Raw genomic sequence first — 15,369 nt, forward strand, 5'->3', positions numbered from 1 at the left:
GTGGTCTCCTCACGCTGCCGGGGGAGTGGACTGGGCGGTGGCCTGCTCTTTCGCGGCCTTGCGGGCGCGGGCGGCCAGCGTCTCCGGGAGGACGAAGGTGTGGCTGGACACGGAGGCAGGGCCTTCTTCGGTCAGCCAGCGGTACAGGTTCAGGGCGGGCAGGAACCCGCGCTCGTACACGCCCTGGTCACACAGAACCGGGCGGAGCGCGTACCCGTCGGGACGAAGCTGGATGATGACGCCGCCGTCGACCGGGATCATCGGGGCTTCCTCATCCGAGTTCTTGACCCGGATCGTCGGGAAGTGCCGGTACCCGGACAGCTGTAGCGCGTTCTCTGGGTAGAACTTCGGCTTGTCGTCCTCACGCGTCTTGTAGTCGTCGATCAGGTCGACGGTCAGCTTCCGTTTCGCCGCCTGCTTCCACGACACCGGCTCACCGCGTTTGGTGAGGATCCGCGACACCAGCTTCGCCGCCGCTTCGGTGCGTTCGGCGTGGTAGCGGGTGACGCCGTCGGTCTGCCCGGCCGCACCGATGTCCCGGTGGATGAGCAGTGCTTCGGCAAGGAGGACATCGTCGGGGGTGAGCCCGTAGTCCTCGGTGTATTCGACGAACGACTTCACGTACGGGGCGATGTCGGTGTCGTGGTCGCGGATGACGCCGTGGAACGACCACCACTCGGCGACGTCGTGGACTCGGGTGCCCTCATCGGCGCGTCGCGCGGATTCCCTTTCGTGCCGGTCGGCGAGCCACTTCTGTACGCACAGCCGGCACACCCGGCACGGGCACTTCTCGCACGACTCGTTGCCGTCGTGGTGGCAGCGGGACCAGGTGTTGTCGCACAGCGGGCGCCGTGACGCGGACACCAGCATCGGCAGGTCCGCGAATGCCTGCTCGGCGGTGAGGCCGGCGGCCCACGGGATCAGGCCGCGTTTCGCGATGGCGTTGAACGCGGTGGTGACGGACATGAGCCGCTGGCCGTCGATGATGTACCAGCGGCCGTCGTCGGACTCCTCGACGGAGTGGAACGGCAGGTCCCGGCGGAAGATCTCGGCGGCAGCCTCACTGATCGGCACGGCTCGCCTCCCGCAGCTCGCGGGCGAACCTCACCATTGCGTCGTGGTCGGCGGTGTCTCCGCAGTAGTCGGAACGCTTGCCGAGCTGTTTGCTGAAGTCGGCCATCACCGCGCGGAGCCGTTCGATCTCCTGGACGAGTTCGAGCATCACGGGCCGGTAGTCGCGTTCCGTGCAGACACAGGCGCTCGGTACGCCGAGGTCGCAGGAGCAGCACACCGTCAGGAACTCGGCGCTGATCGCGTTCAGGTCGAGGCTCACCACGAACCGCCCTCCTTGCCGTCGACCGGCTGGAACAGCTCCCGGAACTGGGCGTCCGGGTAGGTGCGGAAGTCGCCGGCGGGGGTCCGGTAGATCCAGTCACCCCAGCTGGCCTTGTTCCGGCCGGTCGGCTCGAACACCGTCAGACCGGTGATCGGCATCGGCTCGCCGTCAGCGGGCGCGGGGCTGAAGAACGGCTTCGAGTCCGCCCACTCGAACACGACGGGCCAGTTGTCCTCAGTGAGCCGGACTGCGGGGACGGTGAGGAAGCCGCGCTTGAACAGCTGGATGTGCTCGTTGATGGTCATGCGGCTTCACCGCCCCGGCGCGCGTCCTGAGCAGCCGAGAACCGCTCCAGGTCGCACAGGTCGCAGCCGGCGGTCACACCGGGCTGGGCACCACATTCCAGGCAGCGCCCGGACTCGGCCCGCGCCACCTGCTCGGCGACCTGCTCATCCGTCAACCGTTTGATGATCAGACGGTGCTGGTGGTACACCTGCCAGCCGAACTCGGTCAGCTTCATCGACCGGCTGTAGCCGTGATCGGCCGTCTCGACGAACTCGACGATGCCTTTCGCTTCGAGCGCGTTCACGGTCTGCCTGTGCGCGGCATCGCCGTGGAAATGGGCGGTCGACACCGAGCCGTAGCCGCCCGACAGCACATACCGTTCGATCTCCTCGGCCTGCGCTTCCGACAGGCGGACGCCCTTCGGCGTGACCGGCTTCGCGGCCGGGACCGGGGCGGCGGCAGCCTCGAACCGGCTCCAATCGGCGGCGGCCCGCGCCTCGTAGGTGGCCCGCAGCCCCGACTTGACGAGGCGGCCGGCCTCAGCGGCGAACGTCTCAGGCCAGTCCTTCACCCGGTCGGTGCGGGCCTTGTGCGTGGGCACGTATGCGAAGTTGCCGCCGCCCGTTGACTGGCATTCGTGGCCGGGCCGGGTCTGGCACTTCGGGCACGTCACGGCGAGCGGGGCACGCAGGACGTCGATCAGGTCGACGGTGTTTGCGGTGGTCAGGGTGGCCTGAATGGTGCTGGAAGTCATGCAGAAACTCCTTCAACGGCGAGAGCCGGAAGCTTGCACCAAGTGTACCTCAGTTCGTGATGTAGCATCACGCTATGAGTTCACGTAGTCAAGTCGCGCCCCAAAAGAGATGTGTGGTCACGAACGCCAGCCGTGATCCAGGACATGCGACAATCCGGCCTATGCCGCGCCGCGCCAGGGCTTACAAAGAGACGCCCACCAGCCAGAAGCTCGACGAAGTCGTCAACCGGTACGACAAAGTTGAGAAGCAACTCGCTGCCCTGAGCGTCGAGCTGAAGACCGTGGTCGTCGAACTCGGCCGCGAAGTGCTGTCCAAAAGCACCAACCTGACGATGGCTGAGATCGGCAGGCGCGTCGGATGGACGCGGGAGTACGTCAGTCGAGTGGTCAGCGAAGCGAATGAACGCGATGGCTGGGTACCGCCCACCGAAAGCTGACTTCACGACGCCTGCCGCCACGACCACGGCATCTCCACCTCACGCCGCGTCCGGCAGGCCACGTGCTGGCAGCCCGACATGCGCACACACGAGCGGCAGTGCGGCAGCTTTGCCATCTCAGCTGCCTGAGCCTGCGAAGCGCCCAGCCATTCCCACGGAGCCCACGGCCGGTGACCGCACGCCGCGACCGCCGAACCCGGCGTCAGCAGATGCCGGCGCTCACCCTCCGGCAGGAACCGCCACACAGGTTCCGCGGTGAGCACGGCCAGCATCGCCGCCACCTCGGCGTGCGCGGTCACCGGTCCTCACCGTCCCGCTGCGTCTCGATGAACTCGGCCCAGAACGGATCCACCGGCTGACGCTGAGCGGGCACCAGACTGGGCACGTGCCGGGCCGTCTCGTCCTCCCACGCGGTCAACACGGCCAGACGCGCCTCCCACGTGCGCCGCCAATGCCGGATCATCAGCCACACCGCAGCCACCACGATCAGGGCGACAACACCGGCGCCGAACAGCTGCCAGTCACTCACCGGGATCACCGCGCTTGATCTCCTGCGTGGTCGCCGCATCCCAGCGGGCCTGACGGGCGGCCTGCGCCTTCAGGAACTGCTCGGTGCTGTCGACAAGCTGCCGACCAAGCTCGGACTGCCGCTGCTCAGTGATCCACTCGGCGTTCGCCTCGTTCGCACGCCGAGAAGCCTCGTCGAAGTAGTCGCCGCGGTTAGCGTTCTTGGTAGGCCAGCGGCTATCGCGCCGCTCGTTCACCGGACGCGCCGGCCGCAGCAGCACGTCCGGGCCGTCCTGCACCACCACACTGCCAGTGGGGTGCTCCTCGGCCACCGCATCGGCGATCGCGGCCAGGTCGGCGTCGTCGTCGGCGGGCACCACCTCATCGTCGCGCATCCAGGACAGCGCCCACGCGATTACGGCGAACAGCGCCAGCCAGCCCAGCATCGAGCCGACCGCCAGGAGCAGGTCACCCCACTCATGCCGGGCCAGGCTGATCAGATCAGCGGTCGTCATCGTCTCCGGGGCATCCCAGAACACGGCCGCGCTCACCGTGGACCCACCATGACCACGCGGGCTGGGGTCCACGGCAGCACGATCCGCCGCGTCTCGGTGTGGAAGTCGGCGAGCGTGTGCGCCCGCAGATCAGCGGTGTCCTCACCGTGCAGGCGGTGCCGGCCGATGTACGGCCGATCCTCGATCTCAGAAGGCATTGCAGCTCCTCAGGTAGGGAGCGGATAAGGACGCGGGGAGTGGGGGAGGGGAGACCGGCAGTGGCGGTCAGTGCGTGATGTGGAAGACCGGGCGGTCGAGCGGCTTCGGCTCACGTGCGGCCTTGCGATCCGGAGATCGGCGGCGCTTCCTGTCCGGCACCGTTGCGGGATTCCGGCCAGCAGGAACCGGCTGATACCAGCCATGCGTAAGCTCGGCCTGCCGTTGGCCCGCCAGCAACCCGCGGCGGTACGCCCAGCGGGTACGGATCAGGAACGACAGCAGCAGCCCAGCCCACAGGGCCAGCAGCACGGCGATCACCGGTCGGCCCTCGCCGCCCGCATCTCACGCAGCTCGTCCAGCCACGCCGACATCACCGGCGCCGGGTACGGCTGCACATCACGGTCGGCCTTACGGATCCGGCGGGCACGACGCCACGCGCGCAGATTCATGCGGCCACCTGCACTTCGGCCGTCAGCTCACGAACAGCGGCCCGGAACGTCGGCAGCAGCTGCAGGGCGTACGCGCACTGCCGGGGGTTCACGCCGTTACCGGCCAGCTTCAGGGCGTCCTTGCGCTCAACGACATCCGTGAGCCAGCCAGGCGGCAAGCCTTGCATGAACTCCGGGAATGCGGGGGAGAGGCGCGGCTTGCCGTTCCGGCCGGGCTCCGTCGGATCAGGGGCCGACAAGCCGTAGGCGAGCTCGTGCCGGCGGACCGCTGCGGCGTACTTCCCGAAGCGTTCCGGCTGCACCGCCGCCGGAAGCATCACGTCACCGGACGAGCCGCGCTGGTTCGGGCCACCCTTCTCGCCGTCGGATGCGCGAGGGGTCGGCAGCATCGGTGCCAGGGCATCGAGTGAGGGTCGTATCGCCGCACCCTGCGAGGGGGACTGGTTGTTGCCGTACGGGGTGGCGGTTGGCGTGGGCAGCATGGCGACGGCGGTCCTGATCTCAGGACCGCCGTCGCCATGCTGCCCGGCCCCGTTCGTGTCCGACACCCGCGGTGTCGGAAGCAGGTTCAACAGCACCTCCGACAGCGGCGGACGCCACCCCTCCGAAGCGCGCCGGCCAGGCGTGCCCGTGTCGGAAGCCTTCGGCGTCGGCAGGATGTGGTCGTTAGCGCCGCACGTATCGGCGGGCATCTCCCATGCCGTGCCGCCCTGCGTGAACCCGGCAGCGGGCCAGCGCAGCGCCTCGAAATCACCGAACAGCACGTCCTGCGCGGGAGCCCAGCCACCCGACAGCGCACCGGGACGGCGGTGCGCGACCGGGTCCGACATCGGCCGGCGCGCCTCGGCCAGGGTGGCGGCGATGAAAACCCTGTGCCGATGGTGACACGCACCCACCTTGCAGGCACCCACCGTCGTCCACGACACCGTGTAGCCCAGCTTGTCCAGGTCGGCGAGGATGGACCCGAACACCTGGCCCTGCTCGATCGTCAGCAGGCCCTGCACGTTCTCGAAGACAGCCAGCGGCGGCATTAGGTCCCTGACAGCGGGCAGCACGCCGGTCGGCCACAAATGCCGCTCGTCCTCCGAGCCACGACGTCGGCCGGCGTGACTGAAGCCTTGACAGGGGAAGCCCGAGGTGAAGATGTCCACCGGCTCGGCTGTCGCCCAGTCGTACGCGGTGATGTCGCCGTGGTTCGGCACATCTGGGTAGTGGTGGGCGAGCACCTTCGATGCACCAGGATCGACCTCGGCGTACCAGGCGTGCTCAACCGGCAGCAGCTCCGACAGGGCCAGGAATATGCCGGCGTAACCCTCGCATTGGCCACCGATTTTCAGCGGGGCCATCATGCGACCGCTTGACCGTTGGCGAGGACCCACCGGGGACGCTTCAGCGCGATCTCACGCCATCCGGTTTCGGAGCCCGCCCAGTCCCGGTAGCAGTCGAGCGTGCCGGGGCAGGCCGGGTCGGAGCAGTACGCGCAGCCGGGCGCGGCGAGTGTGCCAGTATTGCCGGGTTTACTGCCCGCAACCACTGGCGGGCGGATAGTATCGACAGTCATAACGCCTCATCTCGGAGTGAGGTGCAGAAAGCGGACGGCTCCCAGGGCATTGGGGGCCGTTTTCGTGTCTCAGGAACTGGTGAGCGCCGGGCTCGTCGCGACGACCACGACCGGGGTAGGCGCGAACGCCTCCACCTCGACCCGCTCCACCGGAATGCCACGGCGATCCGCCTCCGCCAGGGCGGCGAACACGTCGTCGAATGTGTGCTCGATACCGCGCCACACGAACAGCGCCTGACCGCCAGGCAGTGGGGTGATCGTGGCCGGGCTCATGGGGTCACCCCTGTGAGGTCGGCCTCGGCGAGGTAGCCGAGCGCGATCACGGCCTCCAGCAGGGGAATGCCGAGGTACAGGCACAGGACGCGGACCTGCTCACTGCCGGGGTTATCGGTTTTCCCGTTCTCCCAGCGCGTCAACGACGCCCGCGACACCCCGGTTGCCTGTGCAACTTGATCCTGCGACAGGCCTCTGGCGGTTCTGGCATCGGCGATGAGCCGACCGAATTGGCTGGGCGAGCCGGTTGGTCGCGAAGCTGGCAGGGCGGGTTCCTCGTGGCGCACCACCTGATATCCCGCGGTTCGCCGGCGAAGACCGTTCGCGCGGAGACTGTTAACAAACGGGCCGGTGCCTTCACCGAGTTCAAGTTCACCGCAGAGCTCGACGAGCTTTGCAAAGTCGACGCCCTCGAAATATTCGTGCGTCTTCTTCATTGCCCGGCCAGTAGGCGACAGGGCCTGAGCGAGGGCAATCACCGCACGTTCGGTGAACTGGTAGCCGGAGTGCGCTGGCGACAGCCACCAGTCGGTGAGGGCGACGCCGAACCGGGAGCTGTTGTAGACGTGCACGGTAAGGCGGGTCTTCGGCGACGTCGTCATCCCGACCTTGATCGTGCTGTTGGAGAAGGCGAGGACGTACACGTAGCCGGTGCCGTCCGTGAGAGTTGGAGGGCAGTCCTGCGGCGAGAACATCATGCCGCGGCCTTCTTCGTGCCGCGCCGGCTTTGAGCCTTCGCGGAGGACTCGCGGGCGGCGGCCATCTCATCGACCTCGGGCGTGACGGCCGGGCTGCCGAGTTCGCCGCCGCGGCTGTACTGGGTGAGGAACTTGGAGACCTGCAGCGGGGTCATGCACCGGGCCGTGCCGTAGTTGACGTGCTCCACCTTGTCGGCCCGGCAGTCCCGCAGCAGGCTGATGGAGGAGACTCCGCAGCGCTCGGCGACCTTGTCGATGGGGGTGGCCCCGTCGGGGGTGGCTCCGCTGATGCGCAGGTTGGACAGCATGAGGGCGTAGAAGTCGGTGACCTCGTCGAACGTCCAGGTCTCTTTCATGCGGCGACCTTCGACACGGTGTTCCGGGGTGCCTGGAAGGTGATGCGGGTGAGCGGAACGTTGAGGACGCGGGCCATAGCGAGCCGCGTGGCAGGGGACCCGTTCGCGAGGCCGTTCTCGATGCGCGATACGTAGCCGCGGTCTTTACCGACGCGTTCGGCGAACTGGGTCAGGTTGAGGCCCTGCTCCTCACGGAGGCGGCGGATGGTGTCGCCGTCGGAGTAAGTAGGCATGTCGGCAACAGTAGGCGCGGATTGGCAAGTTTTCAAGCACTGTTCGGCATCTTCGTGCCTAAGTTGCCGAAGTTCGCCCCGCCGGACGTCGTTCATCGACTAACGTCGAGATGTCGCCGTTCTGTTGGGGGAGTGATGACATGACCAGGCCCTTGCTCGATGTTGCCGATCCGTGCCTGTTTAATGAGGGCATGCCCGCCGACTGGGAACAACTCGCACACCACGTCATCCGCCGACGTATCCAACTCGGCTACCCCACACGGCAGGCCTTCCTCACCGTCACCCGGCTCAAAGCCCGCACCCTCGGCGACATCGAAACCGCCCGCAAGACCGGCTACCACGCCGCCACCCTCAACGCCCTTGAACACGACCTGCAGTGGGCGGCCGGCAGCATCGCCGCCATCCTCGACGGCGGCGAACCCCGCATCGCAGCCAGTACACCGCCAGCTGAGCAGGCCGCCCGCGCCACCGATGACGATCTGCCCGACGACCCGATCCTGCGACTCATCGGCGCCAACCTTCCCGAAGACCGCAAGAAGGCTCTCGTCAGGCAGCTGCTCGACGAGCAGCAGCGCTTCGCCCAGCGGCGCGCCGACGAACTGCTGCGCGAGGCGTACGGGCATCACCAGGCGACCCCTTTCGGGGGCGGTGAAACGCCCACCGGAACAGGCCGGTGACCCCACGGTGACCCCAAAGCCAAACGGAGATCAATAAGCGGTGATTTCCCGGCTCCGGTTGATACGACACTGAAAACGCCTTGACCTCTACCTACGTTCAGGTGCAAACCTCCCTGTGAGGGGGAGGCGACATGAGCATGGAGATGGCGGCGTGGAACTCGATGTACCACGCCATGCATCGGCAGGACGACAAGCGGCCGTTCTCGCGGGCCACGCTGCGGCGGATCGCGGGATTCGCGCGGCCGCACCGGCGCGCACTGGCCGGATTCCTTTTAGTGAGCGTGGTGACGGCGGTGCTCGCCGTTGCCACTCCGGTGCTTGCCGGGCGGGTGGTGGACGCGATTGTCGACGGCGAGAACGTCGATCTCGTCATCGGTCTGGCGGTGGCGATCGGCGTGTGCGCGCTTGCCGAATCGGGACTGGGGCTGGTGCAGCGGTGGCTTTCCGCGGGGATCGGTGAGGGGCTGATTCTCGACCTGCGCACGGCCGTTTTCGATCACGTGCAGAAGATGCCGGTGGCGTTTTTCACCCGGACCCGCACGGGCGCGCTGGTGAGCCGGCTCAACAATGACGTGATCGGGGCGCAGCGGGCGTTCAGCGACACGCTTTCCGGCGTGGTCGGCAATCTGGTCGGGCTGATTCTGACGCTGATCGTGATGCTCGGCATCTCCTGGCAGATCACGCTGTTGTCGCTGGTGCTGCTGCCGATTTTCGTGCTGCCGGCCCGGCGGATGGGACGGCGGCTCGCCGGTCTGGAACGGGAGGCGGCCACGCACAACGCCGCCATGAACACGCAGATGACCGAGCGTTTCTCGGCGCCCGGCGCGACGCTGGTGAAACTGTACGGGCGGCCCGGCGCGGAATCCGCGGAATTCGCCGCCCGGGCCCGCCGGGTCCGTGACATCGGGGTGCGCACGGCGATGGCGCAGTGGGTGTTCCTGACCGCGCTGGTCTCGGTCTCCGGGGTGGCGATCGCGCTGGTCTACGGCCTGGGCGGCTTCTACGCGCTGCGCGGCCGGCTGGAACCGGGCGCGGTGGTGGCGCTCGCCATCCTGCTGACCAGGCTCTACGCGCCGCTCACCTCGCTGGCGAGCGCGAGGGTCGAGATGATGAGCGCGCTGGTCAGCTTCGAGCGGGTGTTCGAGGTGCTGGACCTGAAGCCGCTGATCGAGGAGAAGCCCGACGCCCGATCAGTTCCAGACGGGCCAGTGTCGGTGGAATTCGACAACGTGCGGTTCGCGTACCCGTCCGCCGACAAGGTCTCGCTCGCCTCGCTGGAGGAGGTGGCGACGCTCGACACCCGCGGTGGGGTGGAGGTGCTGCACGAGGTGTCGTTCCGGGCCGAACCGGGTCAGATGGTCGCTCTGGTCGGCTCGTCCGGCGCCGGGAAGTCCACGATGGCGTCGCTGCTGCCCCGGCTCTACGACGCCGGTTACGGCGCGGTCCGGCTGGCCGGCGTGGACGTGAAGGATCTGACCGCGGCGTCGCTGCGCGAGACGCTCGGCATGGTCACCCAGGACGGTCACCTGTTCCACGAGTCGGTGCGCGCCAATCTGCTGCTGGCCCGCCCGGAGGCGACCGAGGACGAGTTGTGGGACGCGCTGCGCCGGGCCCGCATCGACGACCTGGTGCGATCGCTGCCGGACGGCCTGGACACGGTGGTCGGTGAACGCGGCTACCGGCTCTCCGGCGGGGAGCGTCAGCGTCTCACCATCGCGCGGCTGCTGCTGGCGAAACCCCGGGTGGTGGTGCTGGACGAGGCGACCGCGCACCTCGACTCGACGTCCGAGCTGGCGGTGCAGGAGGCGCTCGGCGAGGCGCTCGACGGCCGGACCGCGGTGGTGATCGCGCACCGGTTGTCCACGGTCCGCGCCGCCGACCAGATCCTGGTGATCGAAGACGGTCGCGTGATCGAACGCGGCACGCACACCGAGCTGCTCGCGGCCGGCGGTCGCTACCAGGAACTGCACAACACCCAATTCAGCGAGACCGTCAGGACAGCAGCTTCCTGATCACCGGGATCGGTTCCATGAGGGTGGCGAATGCCCGCCGCCACGGATGCCCTGAACAGTTGTCATCCGCGGATCGGACAAATTTCCGATGACGTGCTGCTTCGTTTGACGGAGTGGAGCGGCGTGGATGAGGTCACACGCAACGACTGCGTGGCGTTTCATCAAGGCCAGGGCGGGATGGAAGCACACGAACCGTTTCGGTGCGACCTCATCGCGGCCAGCGTGAATGTCGGTGCGCCGCCACCCCACGCACGGGCCCACCGTGAGTCGCCGCCCGTGCACGGGCCCACCGTGAGTCGCCGCCCGTGCACGGGCCCACCGTGAGTCGCCGCCCGTGCACGGGCCCACCGTGAGTCGCCGCCCGTGCACGGGCCCACCGTGAGTCGCCGCCCGTGCACGGGCCCACCGTGAGCCGCCACCCACGCACGGGCCCACCGTGAGCCACCCTGCCGCTCACCACCTGAACGGGAGATCAACGTGGCCCGAGTGGCGTTCCGCGAGTGCCAGCCGTAGCCGGCGCAGGATTCGCGGCCGTTGTGCCTGCGCCGGCCAGCCACCGTCACAGGCTGACCGAATCCCGCACCCCGCGACGAACAGCCGGAGCTCACCCCGGTCGTCAACTCAAGCTGAGTGGCACTGCACGGGTGGTGGTCGCGTCGCGAGCGACCACCACCCTCTTTCCGACGCGTCGCACGCCCGGCGGGCAGCGCCCAGTGTGAACGCGACCCTCATGTTCTCGGACCCGGTGCCGCTGACGGCAGACTGCGGGTCCGTCGCCTCTCCCGGCCTCCGCAGCGGCGTGCTGCGCTCTTCCTCCCAGGCCTGGCCCGCCTCGCCAAGGATGACCGGACCGCGATCCTGACGGCCGTGCCGGAACAGCGACGCGCCTCGATCGAGACGAAGTTCAACCCAGCGCTGCGGGAGCTACCTCTCTACGGCCCTCCGGTCAGTCCACGGTGACCACGGCCCGGCCGGCCAGGGTGCCGCCGGCGAGCCGCTCGTAGGCCGTGCCGATCTCGTCGAAGCCGAACTCCTCGACCTCGTTACGGATCAGACCGGCCCGGGCCAGCGCGATCACCTCCCGGGCGTCGGCGATCGTGGAGCCCTGGAACGTGAAGACCTCGCCGTCGCGGGGCAGGTTGCCGAACCACGGGCGGCGCAACGTGCCGCCGGCCGAGCCGATCAGGCCGTAGGCGCCGCCGGGCCGGACGGCCGCCACACCCGCGGTGATCGTCTCGTCGGTGCCGGCGAAATCGAGGACCGCGTCCGCGGCGAGCCGGGGCGTCGACACCTCGGCCGCGTGTGCGCCGACCGACGTGGCGTAGGCGCGCCGGGCCGGCAGCGGGTCGACCGCGATCACCGAGGCGGCGGTGAGCGCCCGCAGGAACTGCACGGCGAACGCGCCGAGACCGCCGGCGCCGATCACCACGACGGTTCCGCCCGGGCTGATCCGGGGCAGCGCCCGGCGGACGGCGTGGTAGGCGGTGGCGCCCGCGTCGGTGAGCGGGCCGGCCGTGCGCGGGTCGAGGTCGCCGAGCCGCAAGAGGTCACGGCGACCGGGAACGAGCACGAACGAGGCCAGGCCGCCGTCACGCCCGTACCCCCGGCCGGTCAGCCCGGCGGCGCAGTCGCTGTCCCGGCCGCGCACGCAGAAGTCGCAGGTGCCGCAGGACGTGGGGGAGACCAGCGCGACTGCCTCGCCCACCGTGAAGCCCTCCGCGCCGGCGCCCAGCGCGGCGACGTGCCCGGCTGTCTCGTGTCCGAGAGTGAACGGCATCTGCCAGCCCATCGCCGTGCCCGCGGACTGCGGGATCCGGCGCATCGTGAGGTCCGAACGGCACAGTCCGCAGCCGGCCACCCTGATCAGAATCTGCCCGGGGCCGGGCGCGGGGACCGGGACGGTGGTCGTCTGCGGGGGCTCACCCCAGCCGGTCATCCGATAGGCGCGCATCGAGTCCACGTGGAACACGTTATCGCAGAATGAACTGCGTACATTGCCAGAAGTTAGAACGAGTTCTAGTGTCGAGCACGTGTTGACGAAGCCGTTGGCGGACGCGATCCGCACCGCCGAGCAGATCATCACCAGCGCGCCGCACGTGAGCGGCGAGCGCGACCTCGCCGAGGGCTACGACTATCTGGCCGGCAGCATCCGGGGTGCGCTGCAGATGGCCTGGGCCTACGAGCGGGACCATCCCTATTTCGTACGGTCGACGGGTCCCTACACGAAAATGGGCCTCGACAACCCGGACACCCTCTATTTCCACGCGTGGCTGCGCGACGACGCCGAATACGTCGTCACCGGCGTGCGCGGGTCCACAGCCGACCTCAGTTTCCAGATCCTCGACGGCGACTATTCACCGGTTGACGTGCCCGGCAGCCTGGCCGCATTCGACGACCGGGAACTGGAGATCGGCGCCGACGGGTCGTACACGTTGCGGCTCGCCCCGGCGCCGAAAGCGGCGATGCTGGTGGTCCGCGAAGTCTTCAGCGACTGGTCCACCGAACGACCCGGAACGCTGCGCATCGCCCGAGCCGACCGGGTCGGTTCCGCGCCGCCGCCGGTCACCCTCGACAGGGTCACCAAACGGTACGGGGTAGCCGGCAAGATCCTGATCAGCCGGTTGCGCACCTTCCTCGCTTTCGCCGAACGTTTCTACCTGGGACTGCCGGTGAACACGCTCACCACGCCGCGGTCCACTCCGGGCGGGCTTTCCACGCAGTTCTCGTCGGTGGGGCATTACGACCTGGACGATTCGCAGGCCATGGTGGTGACGGTTCCCGCCTCGGATGCCCCCTATCAGGGAATTCAGCTGGGCAGCATGTGGTACGTGTCGCTGGACTACGTCAACCACCAGACCAGCCTCACCCGGGACCAGGCGCGGATCGACCCGGACGGCATGATGCGATTCGTCATCAGCGAACGCGATCCGGGCGTGGCGAACTGGCTGGAACGGACCGGGCACCGGCGCGGATACGTGCAATTGCGCTGGCAGCGATTGTCCCGGCCGCTGACCGCCGAGGACGGGCCCCGCGTCGACATCATCGCCGTCGACGACCTCGCCGAACAGTTGCCCTATTTCGAGCCGATCAGCGCCGGGGAATGGCGGGCGCGGATCGCCGCCCGGCAGGCCGCCACCGCCGAGCGCATGCTGGGGTGACGTCGTGCTCGCCGGAAAGGTCGTGGTGGTCGCCGGAGTCGGTCCGGGACTGGGTCAGGAGATCGCGCTGCGGGCCGCCGGATACGGCGCCGAGGTGGTGCTGGCGGCCCGCACCGCCTCGTTTCTGAAAGAGGTGGCGGAAAAGATCGGGCGGGCTCTCGTCGTCCCGGTCGACCTCGGCGATTCCGTGGACACGGAACGGCTGGCCGCCGCGGCGACCGACGAGTTCGGCAGGGTCGACGTGCTGGTGCACAACGCGTTCTCGATGCCGCCGATGCGCAGCCTCACGCACGTGGACCTGCCGGACCTGTCCGCGTCGTTCGACGCCAACGTGGTGGCGGCGCTGCGCACGATCCGCGCGTTCACGCCGTCCCTCGCCGCATCCCGCGGCTCGATCGTGGTGGTCAATTCGGCGGTGCTGCGGCACTCCCGGAAACCGTTCGGGCCGTACAAAATCGCGAAGGCCGCCCTGCTCGCCGCCACCCAGAATCTGGCGAGTGAACTCGGGCCGGCGGGGGTGCGGGTCAATTCGGTGGCGCCCGGCTGGATCTGGGCGGACACGTTGCGGGCCTGGTTCGACTATCTCGCCGCGCAACGGGAGGTGCCGGCTCAGCAGATCTACGACGAGACGGCGGCGATGACCGATCTGCGGCGATTGCCGGAGCCGGGCGAGGTCGCCGACGCGGCTCTCTTTCTCGCGTCGGATCTGGCCCGTGGCATCACCGGGCAATGCCTCGACGTGAACTGCGGGGAGTTTCACCATTGACTGACACCGATCGCACTGATGTCGGCACCATGGACGATCTGCATGCGTCCGCGACCCGGATGACCGGACTCGACGACTTCGGCGAGCCGTCCTATCGGGAAGGCCTGGGGAGGCTGCTTTCCGCGTACCGGGAAGAAGCGGGTCTGACGCCCGCCGGAAGCAAACAGACCCGGCGGTTGTTGCGCGGTGCCCTGGTCTCCCGGCTCCTCAGCGAGGCGGCGTGGCGGCGATATCCGGCGGCGGCGCCGGTGACCCGGCCGATATTCGTGACCGGCCTGCCGCGCACCGGAACCACGGCATTGCACCGGCTGCTCGCCGCCGACCCGGACCATCAGGGCCTCGAACTGTGGCTGACCGAGGTCCCGCAACCGCGCCCGCCGCGGAAGACGTGGGATGCGCATCCGGTCTACGCCATGCTGCGCGACGCCTATCGGGCCCATTCCGCATTCGACGGTGTGCACCATCTCGGGCCGGACGAGGTGGAGGAATGCTGGCGGTTGCTCTGCCAGTCGATGACCTCGGTGTCGTTCGAGTGCACGGCGCACATCCCGTCGTATTCGTCCTGGCTGGCCGCGACCGACTGGACCGGCGCCTATCGCCGTCACCGCCGCAATCTGGAACTGATCGGCGGAAACGACCCGGGCCGGCGCTGGGTGCTGAAGAATCCGAGCCATCTGTTCGCGCTGGACGCGCTGCTCGCCGTCTATCCGGACGCCACGATAATCCAGACCCATCGCGACCCGCGCAGCGTGATCGCCTCGGTCTGCAGCCTCAACGCGGTCGCCTCCGACGGCTGGTCGACGGTCTTCTCCGGGCGGGTCCTCGGAACGGATCAGCTCACCCTGTGGTCCCGCGGCCTGCACCGTTTCGCGGCCTCCCGCAAATGCCACGACCCGTCCCGTTTCATCGACGTCCGTTACGAGGATTTCGTCCGCGCCCCGCTCGACACGGTCGACGCGATCTACGCGCGCCTCGGCCTGGAGCTGAGCGGCGCGGCCCGGGCGGCCATGCGGGCTTCCCACGCGGAGAGCCTGCGGGGTACGCGGAGACCGGCGCACGTCTACGACCTGAAGACCTACGGCCTGACCCCGGACGAGGTGGACCGCGCTTTCGAGCCGAGCACGCAGTAGCCGGCGCAGGGGCCGCCCGGCTCG

Annotated in this window: 22 protein-coding genes; 6 read left to right on the plus strand and 16 right to left on the minus strand. The window is 68.7% G+C overall.

What is annotated here, in order from left to right; genetic code table 11:
- Nucleotides 1-9 precede the first annotated feature (9 nt).
- From AMIS_RS10595 to AMIS_RS10610, 4 genes are read right to left on the minus strand one after another with little or no spacing between them, the layout of a single operon-like run.
- Nucleotides 10-1,074, minus strand: a complete 1,065-nt coding sequence (locus AMIS_RS10595) for a hypothetical protein (protein ID WP_014442255.1) — start codon at nucleotides 1,072-1,074, stop codon at nucleotides 10-12.
- Nucleotides 1,061-1,336, minus strand: coding sequence for a hypothetical protein (locus AMIS_RS10600; RefSeq protein WP_041829682.1), 276 nt, complete (start codon nucleotides 1,334-1,336; stop codon nucleotides 1,061-1,063). The genes AMIS_RS10595 and AMIS_RS10600 overlap by 14 nt, the downstream gene beginning before the upstream one ends.
- On the minus strand, nucleotides 1,330-1,641 hold the full coding sequence (locus AMIS_RS10605; protein ID WP_014442257.1) for a hypothetical protein: 312 nt from the start codon (nucleotides 1,639-1,641) through the stop codon (nucleotides 1,330-1,332). Before AMIS_RS10605 ends, AMIS_RS10600 begins: the two co-directional genes overlap by 7 nt.
- Nucleotides 1,638-2,375, minus strand: a complete 738-nt coding sequence (locus tag AMIS_RS10610; protein ID WP_014442258.1) for a zinc finger domain-containing protein — start codon at nucleotides 2,373-2,375, stop codon at nucleotides 1,638-1,640. Before AMIS_RS10610 ends, AMIS_RS10605 begins: the two co-directional genes overlap by 4 nt.
- A gap of 161 nt (nucleotides 2,376-2,536) precedes the next feature.
- Between AMIS_RS10610 and AMIS_RS10615 the strand changes: the two genes are divergently transcribed.
- Nucleotides 2,537-2,812 (plus strand): hypothetical protein, encoded by a 276-nt coding sequence (locus tag AMIS_RS10615; RefSeq protein WP_014442259.1) that lies wholly within the window; start codon nucleotides 2,537-2,539, stop codon nucleotides 2,810-2,812.
- Between the two features lie 2 nt (nucleotides 2,813-2,814).
- Here AMIS_RS10615 and AMIS_RS10620 read toward each other — a convergent pair whose 3' ends face one another.
- From AMIS_RS10620 to AMIS_RS10665, 11 genes are all read right to left on the minus strand, one after another.
- Nucleotides 2,815-3,111, minus strand: coding sequence for a hypothetical protein (locus AMIS_RS10620; protein WP_014442260.1), 297 nt, complete (start codon nucleotides 3,109-3,111; stop codon nucleotides 2,815-2,817).
- Nucleotides 3,108-3,341: a hypothetical protein gene (locus AMIS_RS10625; RefSeq protein ID WP_014442261.1), complete on the minus strand. Its 234-nt coding sequence runs from the start codon at nucleotides 3,339-3,341 to the stop codon at nucleotides 3,108-3,110. The genes AMIS_RS10620 and AMIS_RS10625 overlap by 4 nt, the downstream gene beginning before the upstream one ends.
- Nucleotides 3,334-3,870: a hypothetical protein gene (locus tag AMIS_RS10630; RefSeq protein WP_014442262.1), complete on the minus strand. Its 537-nt coding sequence runs from the start codon at nucleotides 3,868-3,870 to the stop codon at nucleotides 3,334-3,336. The genes AMIS_RS10625 and AMIS_RS10630 overlap by 8 nt, the downstream gene beginning before the upstream one ends.
- Nucleotides 3,867-4,031, minus strand: coding sequence for a hypothetical protein (locus AMIS_RS42525; RefSeq protein WP_014442263.1), 165 nt, complete (start codon nucleotides 4,029-4,031; stop codon nucleotides 3,867-3,869). Before AMIS_RS42525 ends, AMIS_RS10630 begins: the two co-directional genes overlap by 4 nt.
- 67 nt (nucleotides 4,032-4,098) lie before the next feature.
- Nucleotides 4,099-4,350, minus strand: a complete 252-nt coding sequence (locus AMIS_RS10635; RefSeq protein ID WP_014442264.1) for a hypothetical protein — start codon at nucleotides 4,348-4,350, stop codon at nucleotides 4,099-4,101.
- Nucleotides 4,347-4,481, minus strand: coding sequence for a hypothetical protein (locus AMIS_RS44610; RefSeq protein ID WP_014442265.1), 135 nt, complete (start codon nucleotides 4,479-4,481; stop codon nucleotides 4,347-4,349). The genes AMIS_RS10635 and AMIS_RS44610 overlap by 4 nt, the downstream gene beginning before the upstream one ends.
- Complete coding sequence (locus tag AMIS_RS40385; protein ID WP_014442266.1) at nucleotides 4,478-5,830, minus strand: DNA cytosine methyltransferase; 1,353 nt, start codon at nucleotides 5,828-5,830, stop codon at nucleotides 4,478-4,480. Before AMIS_RS40385 ends, AMIS_RS44610 begins: the two co-directional genes overlap by 4 nt.
- Nucleotides 5,831-6,111: 281 nt before the next feature.
- Complete coding sequence (locus AMIS_RS10650) at nucleotides 6,112-6,315, minus strand: hypothetical protein (RefSeq protein ID WP_014442268.1); 204 nt, start codon at nucleotides 6,313-6,315, stop codon at nucleotides 6,112-6,114.
- The gene (locus AMIS_RS40390; protein WP_014442269.1) at nucleotides 6,312-7,013 is read right to left on the minus strand and encodes a helix-turn-helix domain-containing protein; all 702 of its coding nucleotides are present in this window, start codon (nucleotides 7,011-7,013) and stop codon (nucleotides 6,312-6,314) included. Before AMIS_RS40390 ends, AMIS_RS10650 begins: the two co-directional genes overlap by 4 nt.
- The gene (locus AMIS_RS10660) at nucleotides 7,010-7,369 is read right to left on the minus strand and encodes a hypothetical protein (RefSeq protein WP_014442270.1); all 360 of its coding nucleotides are present in this window, start codon (nucleotides 7,367-7,369) and stop codon (nucleotides 7,010-7,012) included. The genes AMIS_RS40390 and AMIS_RS10660 overlap by 4 nt, the downstream gene beginning before the upstream one ends.
- Nucleotides 7,366-7,602 carry a helix-turn-helix domain-containing protein gene (locus AMIS_RS10665; RefSeq protein ID WP_014442271.1) on the minus strand — a complete coding sequence of 79 codons (237 nt, stop codon included), beginning with the start codon at nucleotides 7,600-7,602 and terminating at the stop codon, nucleotides 7,366-7,368. Before AMIS_RS10665 ends, AMIS_RS10660 begins: the two co-directional genes overlap by 4 nt.
- A 140-nt stretch (nucleotides 7,603-7,742) precedes the next feature.
- Between AMIS_RS10665 and AMIS_RS10670 the strand changes: the two genes are divergently transcribed.
- Together AMIS_RS10670 and AMIS_RS10675 are read left to right on the plus strand one after the other, a co-directional pair.
- Nucleotides 7,743-8,279: a hypothetical protein gene (locus tag AMIS_RS10670; protein WP_157434814.1), complete on the plus strand. Its 537-nt coding sequence runs from the start codon at nucleotides 7,743-7,745 to the stop codon at nucleotides 8,277-8,279.
- Between the two features lie 131 nt (nucleotides 8,280-8,410).
- The gene (locus tag AMIS_RS10675) at nucleotides 8,411-10,291 is read left to right on the plus strand and encodes an ABC transporter ATP-binding protein (RefSeq protein WP_014442273.1); all 1,881 of its coding nucleotides are present in this window, start codon (nucleotides 8,411-8,413) and stop codon (nucleotides 10,289-10,291) included.
- A gap of 946 nt (nucleotides 10,292-11,237) precedes the next feature.
- Here the strand turns inward: AMIS_RS10675 and AMIS_RS10680 are convergent.
- Nucleotides 11,238-12,242 (minus strand): alcohol dehydrogenase catalytic domain-containing protein, encoded by a 1,005-nt coding sequence (locus AMIS_RS10680; protein ID WP_014442274.1) that lies wholly within the window; start codon nucleotides 12,240-12,242, stop codon nucleotides 11,238-11,240.
- 79 nt (nucleotides 12,243-12,321) lie between these two features.
- Here AMIS_RS10680 and AMIS_RS10685 point away from each other — a divergent pair, with 79 nt between their 5' ends.
- From AMIS_RS10685 to AMIS_RS10695, 3 genes are read left to right on the plus strand one after another with little or no spacing between them, the layout of a single operon-like run.
- The gene (locus AMIS_RS10685; protein WP_014442275.1) at nucleotides 12,322-13,449 is read left to right on the plus strand and encodes a hypothetical protein; all 1,128 of its coding nucleotides are present in this window, start codon (nucleotides 12,322-12,324) and stop codon (nucleotides 13,447-13,449) included.
- A 4-nt stretch (nucleotides 13,450-13,453) separates the two neighbouring features.
- Nucleotides 13,454-14,215 carry an SDR family oxidoreductase gene (locus tag AMIS_RS10690; protein ID WP_014442276.1) on the plus strand — a complete coding sequence of 254 codons (762 nt, stop codon included), beginning with the start codon at nucleotides 13,454-13,456 and terminating at the stop codon, nucleotides 14,213-14,215.
- On the plus strand, nucleotides 14,179-15,345 hold the full coding sequence (locus AMIS_RS10695; protein ID WP_051041896.1) for a sulfotransferase family protein: 1,167 nt from the start codon (nucleotides 14,179-14,181) through the stop codon (nucleotides 15,343-15,345). Before AMIS_RS10690 ends, AMIS_RS10695 begins: the two co-directional genes overlap by 37 nt.
- Nucleotides 15,346-15,369: the final 24 nt, after the last annotated feature.

Source organism: Actinoplanes missouriensis 431 (genome assembly GCF_000284295.1).
Taxonomy (GTDB): domain Bacteria; phylum Actinomycetota; class Actinomycetes; order Mycobacteriales; family Micromonosporaceae; genus Actinoplanes; species Actinoplanes missouriensis.

Excerpts from the sequence above, each read along its gene's own strand:
- AMIS_RS40390 (WP_014442269.1), bottom strand. The coding sequence starts at position 7,013 with ATGATGTTCTCGCCGCAGGACTGCCCTCCAACTCTCACGGACGGCACC.
- AMIS_RS10650 (WP_014442268.1), bottom strand. The coding sequence starts at position 6,315 with ATGAGCCCGGCCACGATCACCCCACTGCCTGGCGGTCAGGCGCTGTTC.
- AMIS_RS10675 (WP_014442273.1), top strand. The coding sequence starts at position 8,411 with ATGAGCATGGAGATGGCGGCGTGGAACTCGATGTACCACGCCATGCAT.
- AMIS_RS10695 (WP_051041896.1), top strand. The coding sequence starts at position 14,179 with ATGCCTCGACGTGAACTGCGGGGAGTTTCACCATTGACTGACACCGAT.
- AMIS_RS10660 (WP_014442270.1), bottom strand. The coding sequence starts at position 7,369 with ATGAAAGAGACCTGGACGTTCGACGAGGTCACCGACTTCTACGCCCTC.
- AMIS_RS10605 (WP_014442257.1), bottom strand. The coding sequence starts at position 1,641 with ATGACCATCAACGAGCACATCCAGCTGTTCAAGCGCGGCTTCCTCACC.
- AMIS_RS10615 (WP_014442259.1), top strand. The coding sequence starts at position 2,537 with ATGCCGCGCCGCGCCAGGGCTTACAAAGAGACGCCCACCAGCCAGAAG.
- AMIS_RS10665 (WP_014442271.1), bottom strand. The coding sequence starts at position 7,602 with ATGCCTACTTACTCCGACGGCGACACCATCCGCCGCCTCCGTGAGGAG.
- AMIS_RS10610 (WP_014442258.1), bottom strand. The coding sequence starts at position 2,375 with ATGACTTCCAGCACCATTCAGGCCACCCTGACCACCGCAAACACCGTC.
- AMIS_RS10680 (WP_014442274.1), bottom strand. The coding sequence starts at position 12,242 with ATGCGCGCCTATCGGATGACCGGCTGGGGTGAGCCCCCGCAGACGACC.
- AMIS_RS10670 (WP_157434814.1), top strand. The coding sequence starts at position 7,743 with ATGACCAGGCCCTTGCTCGATGTTGCCGATCCGTGCCTGTTTAATGAG.
- AMIS_RS40385 (WP_014442266.1), bottom strand. The coding sequence starts at position 5,830 with ATGATGGCCCCGCTGAAAATCGGTGGCCAATGCGAGGGTTACGCCGGC.
- AMIS_RS42525 (WP_014442263.1), bottom strand. The coding sequence starts at position 4,031 with ATGCCTTCTGAGATCGAGGATCGGCCGTACATCGGCCGGCACCGCCTG.
- AMIS_RS44610 (WP_014442265.1), bottom strand. The coding sequence starts at position 4,481 with ATGAATCTGCGCGCGTGGCGTCGTGCCCGCCGGATCCGTAAGGCCGAC.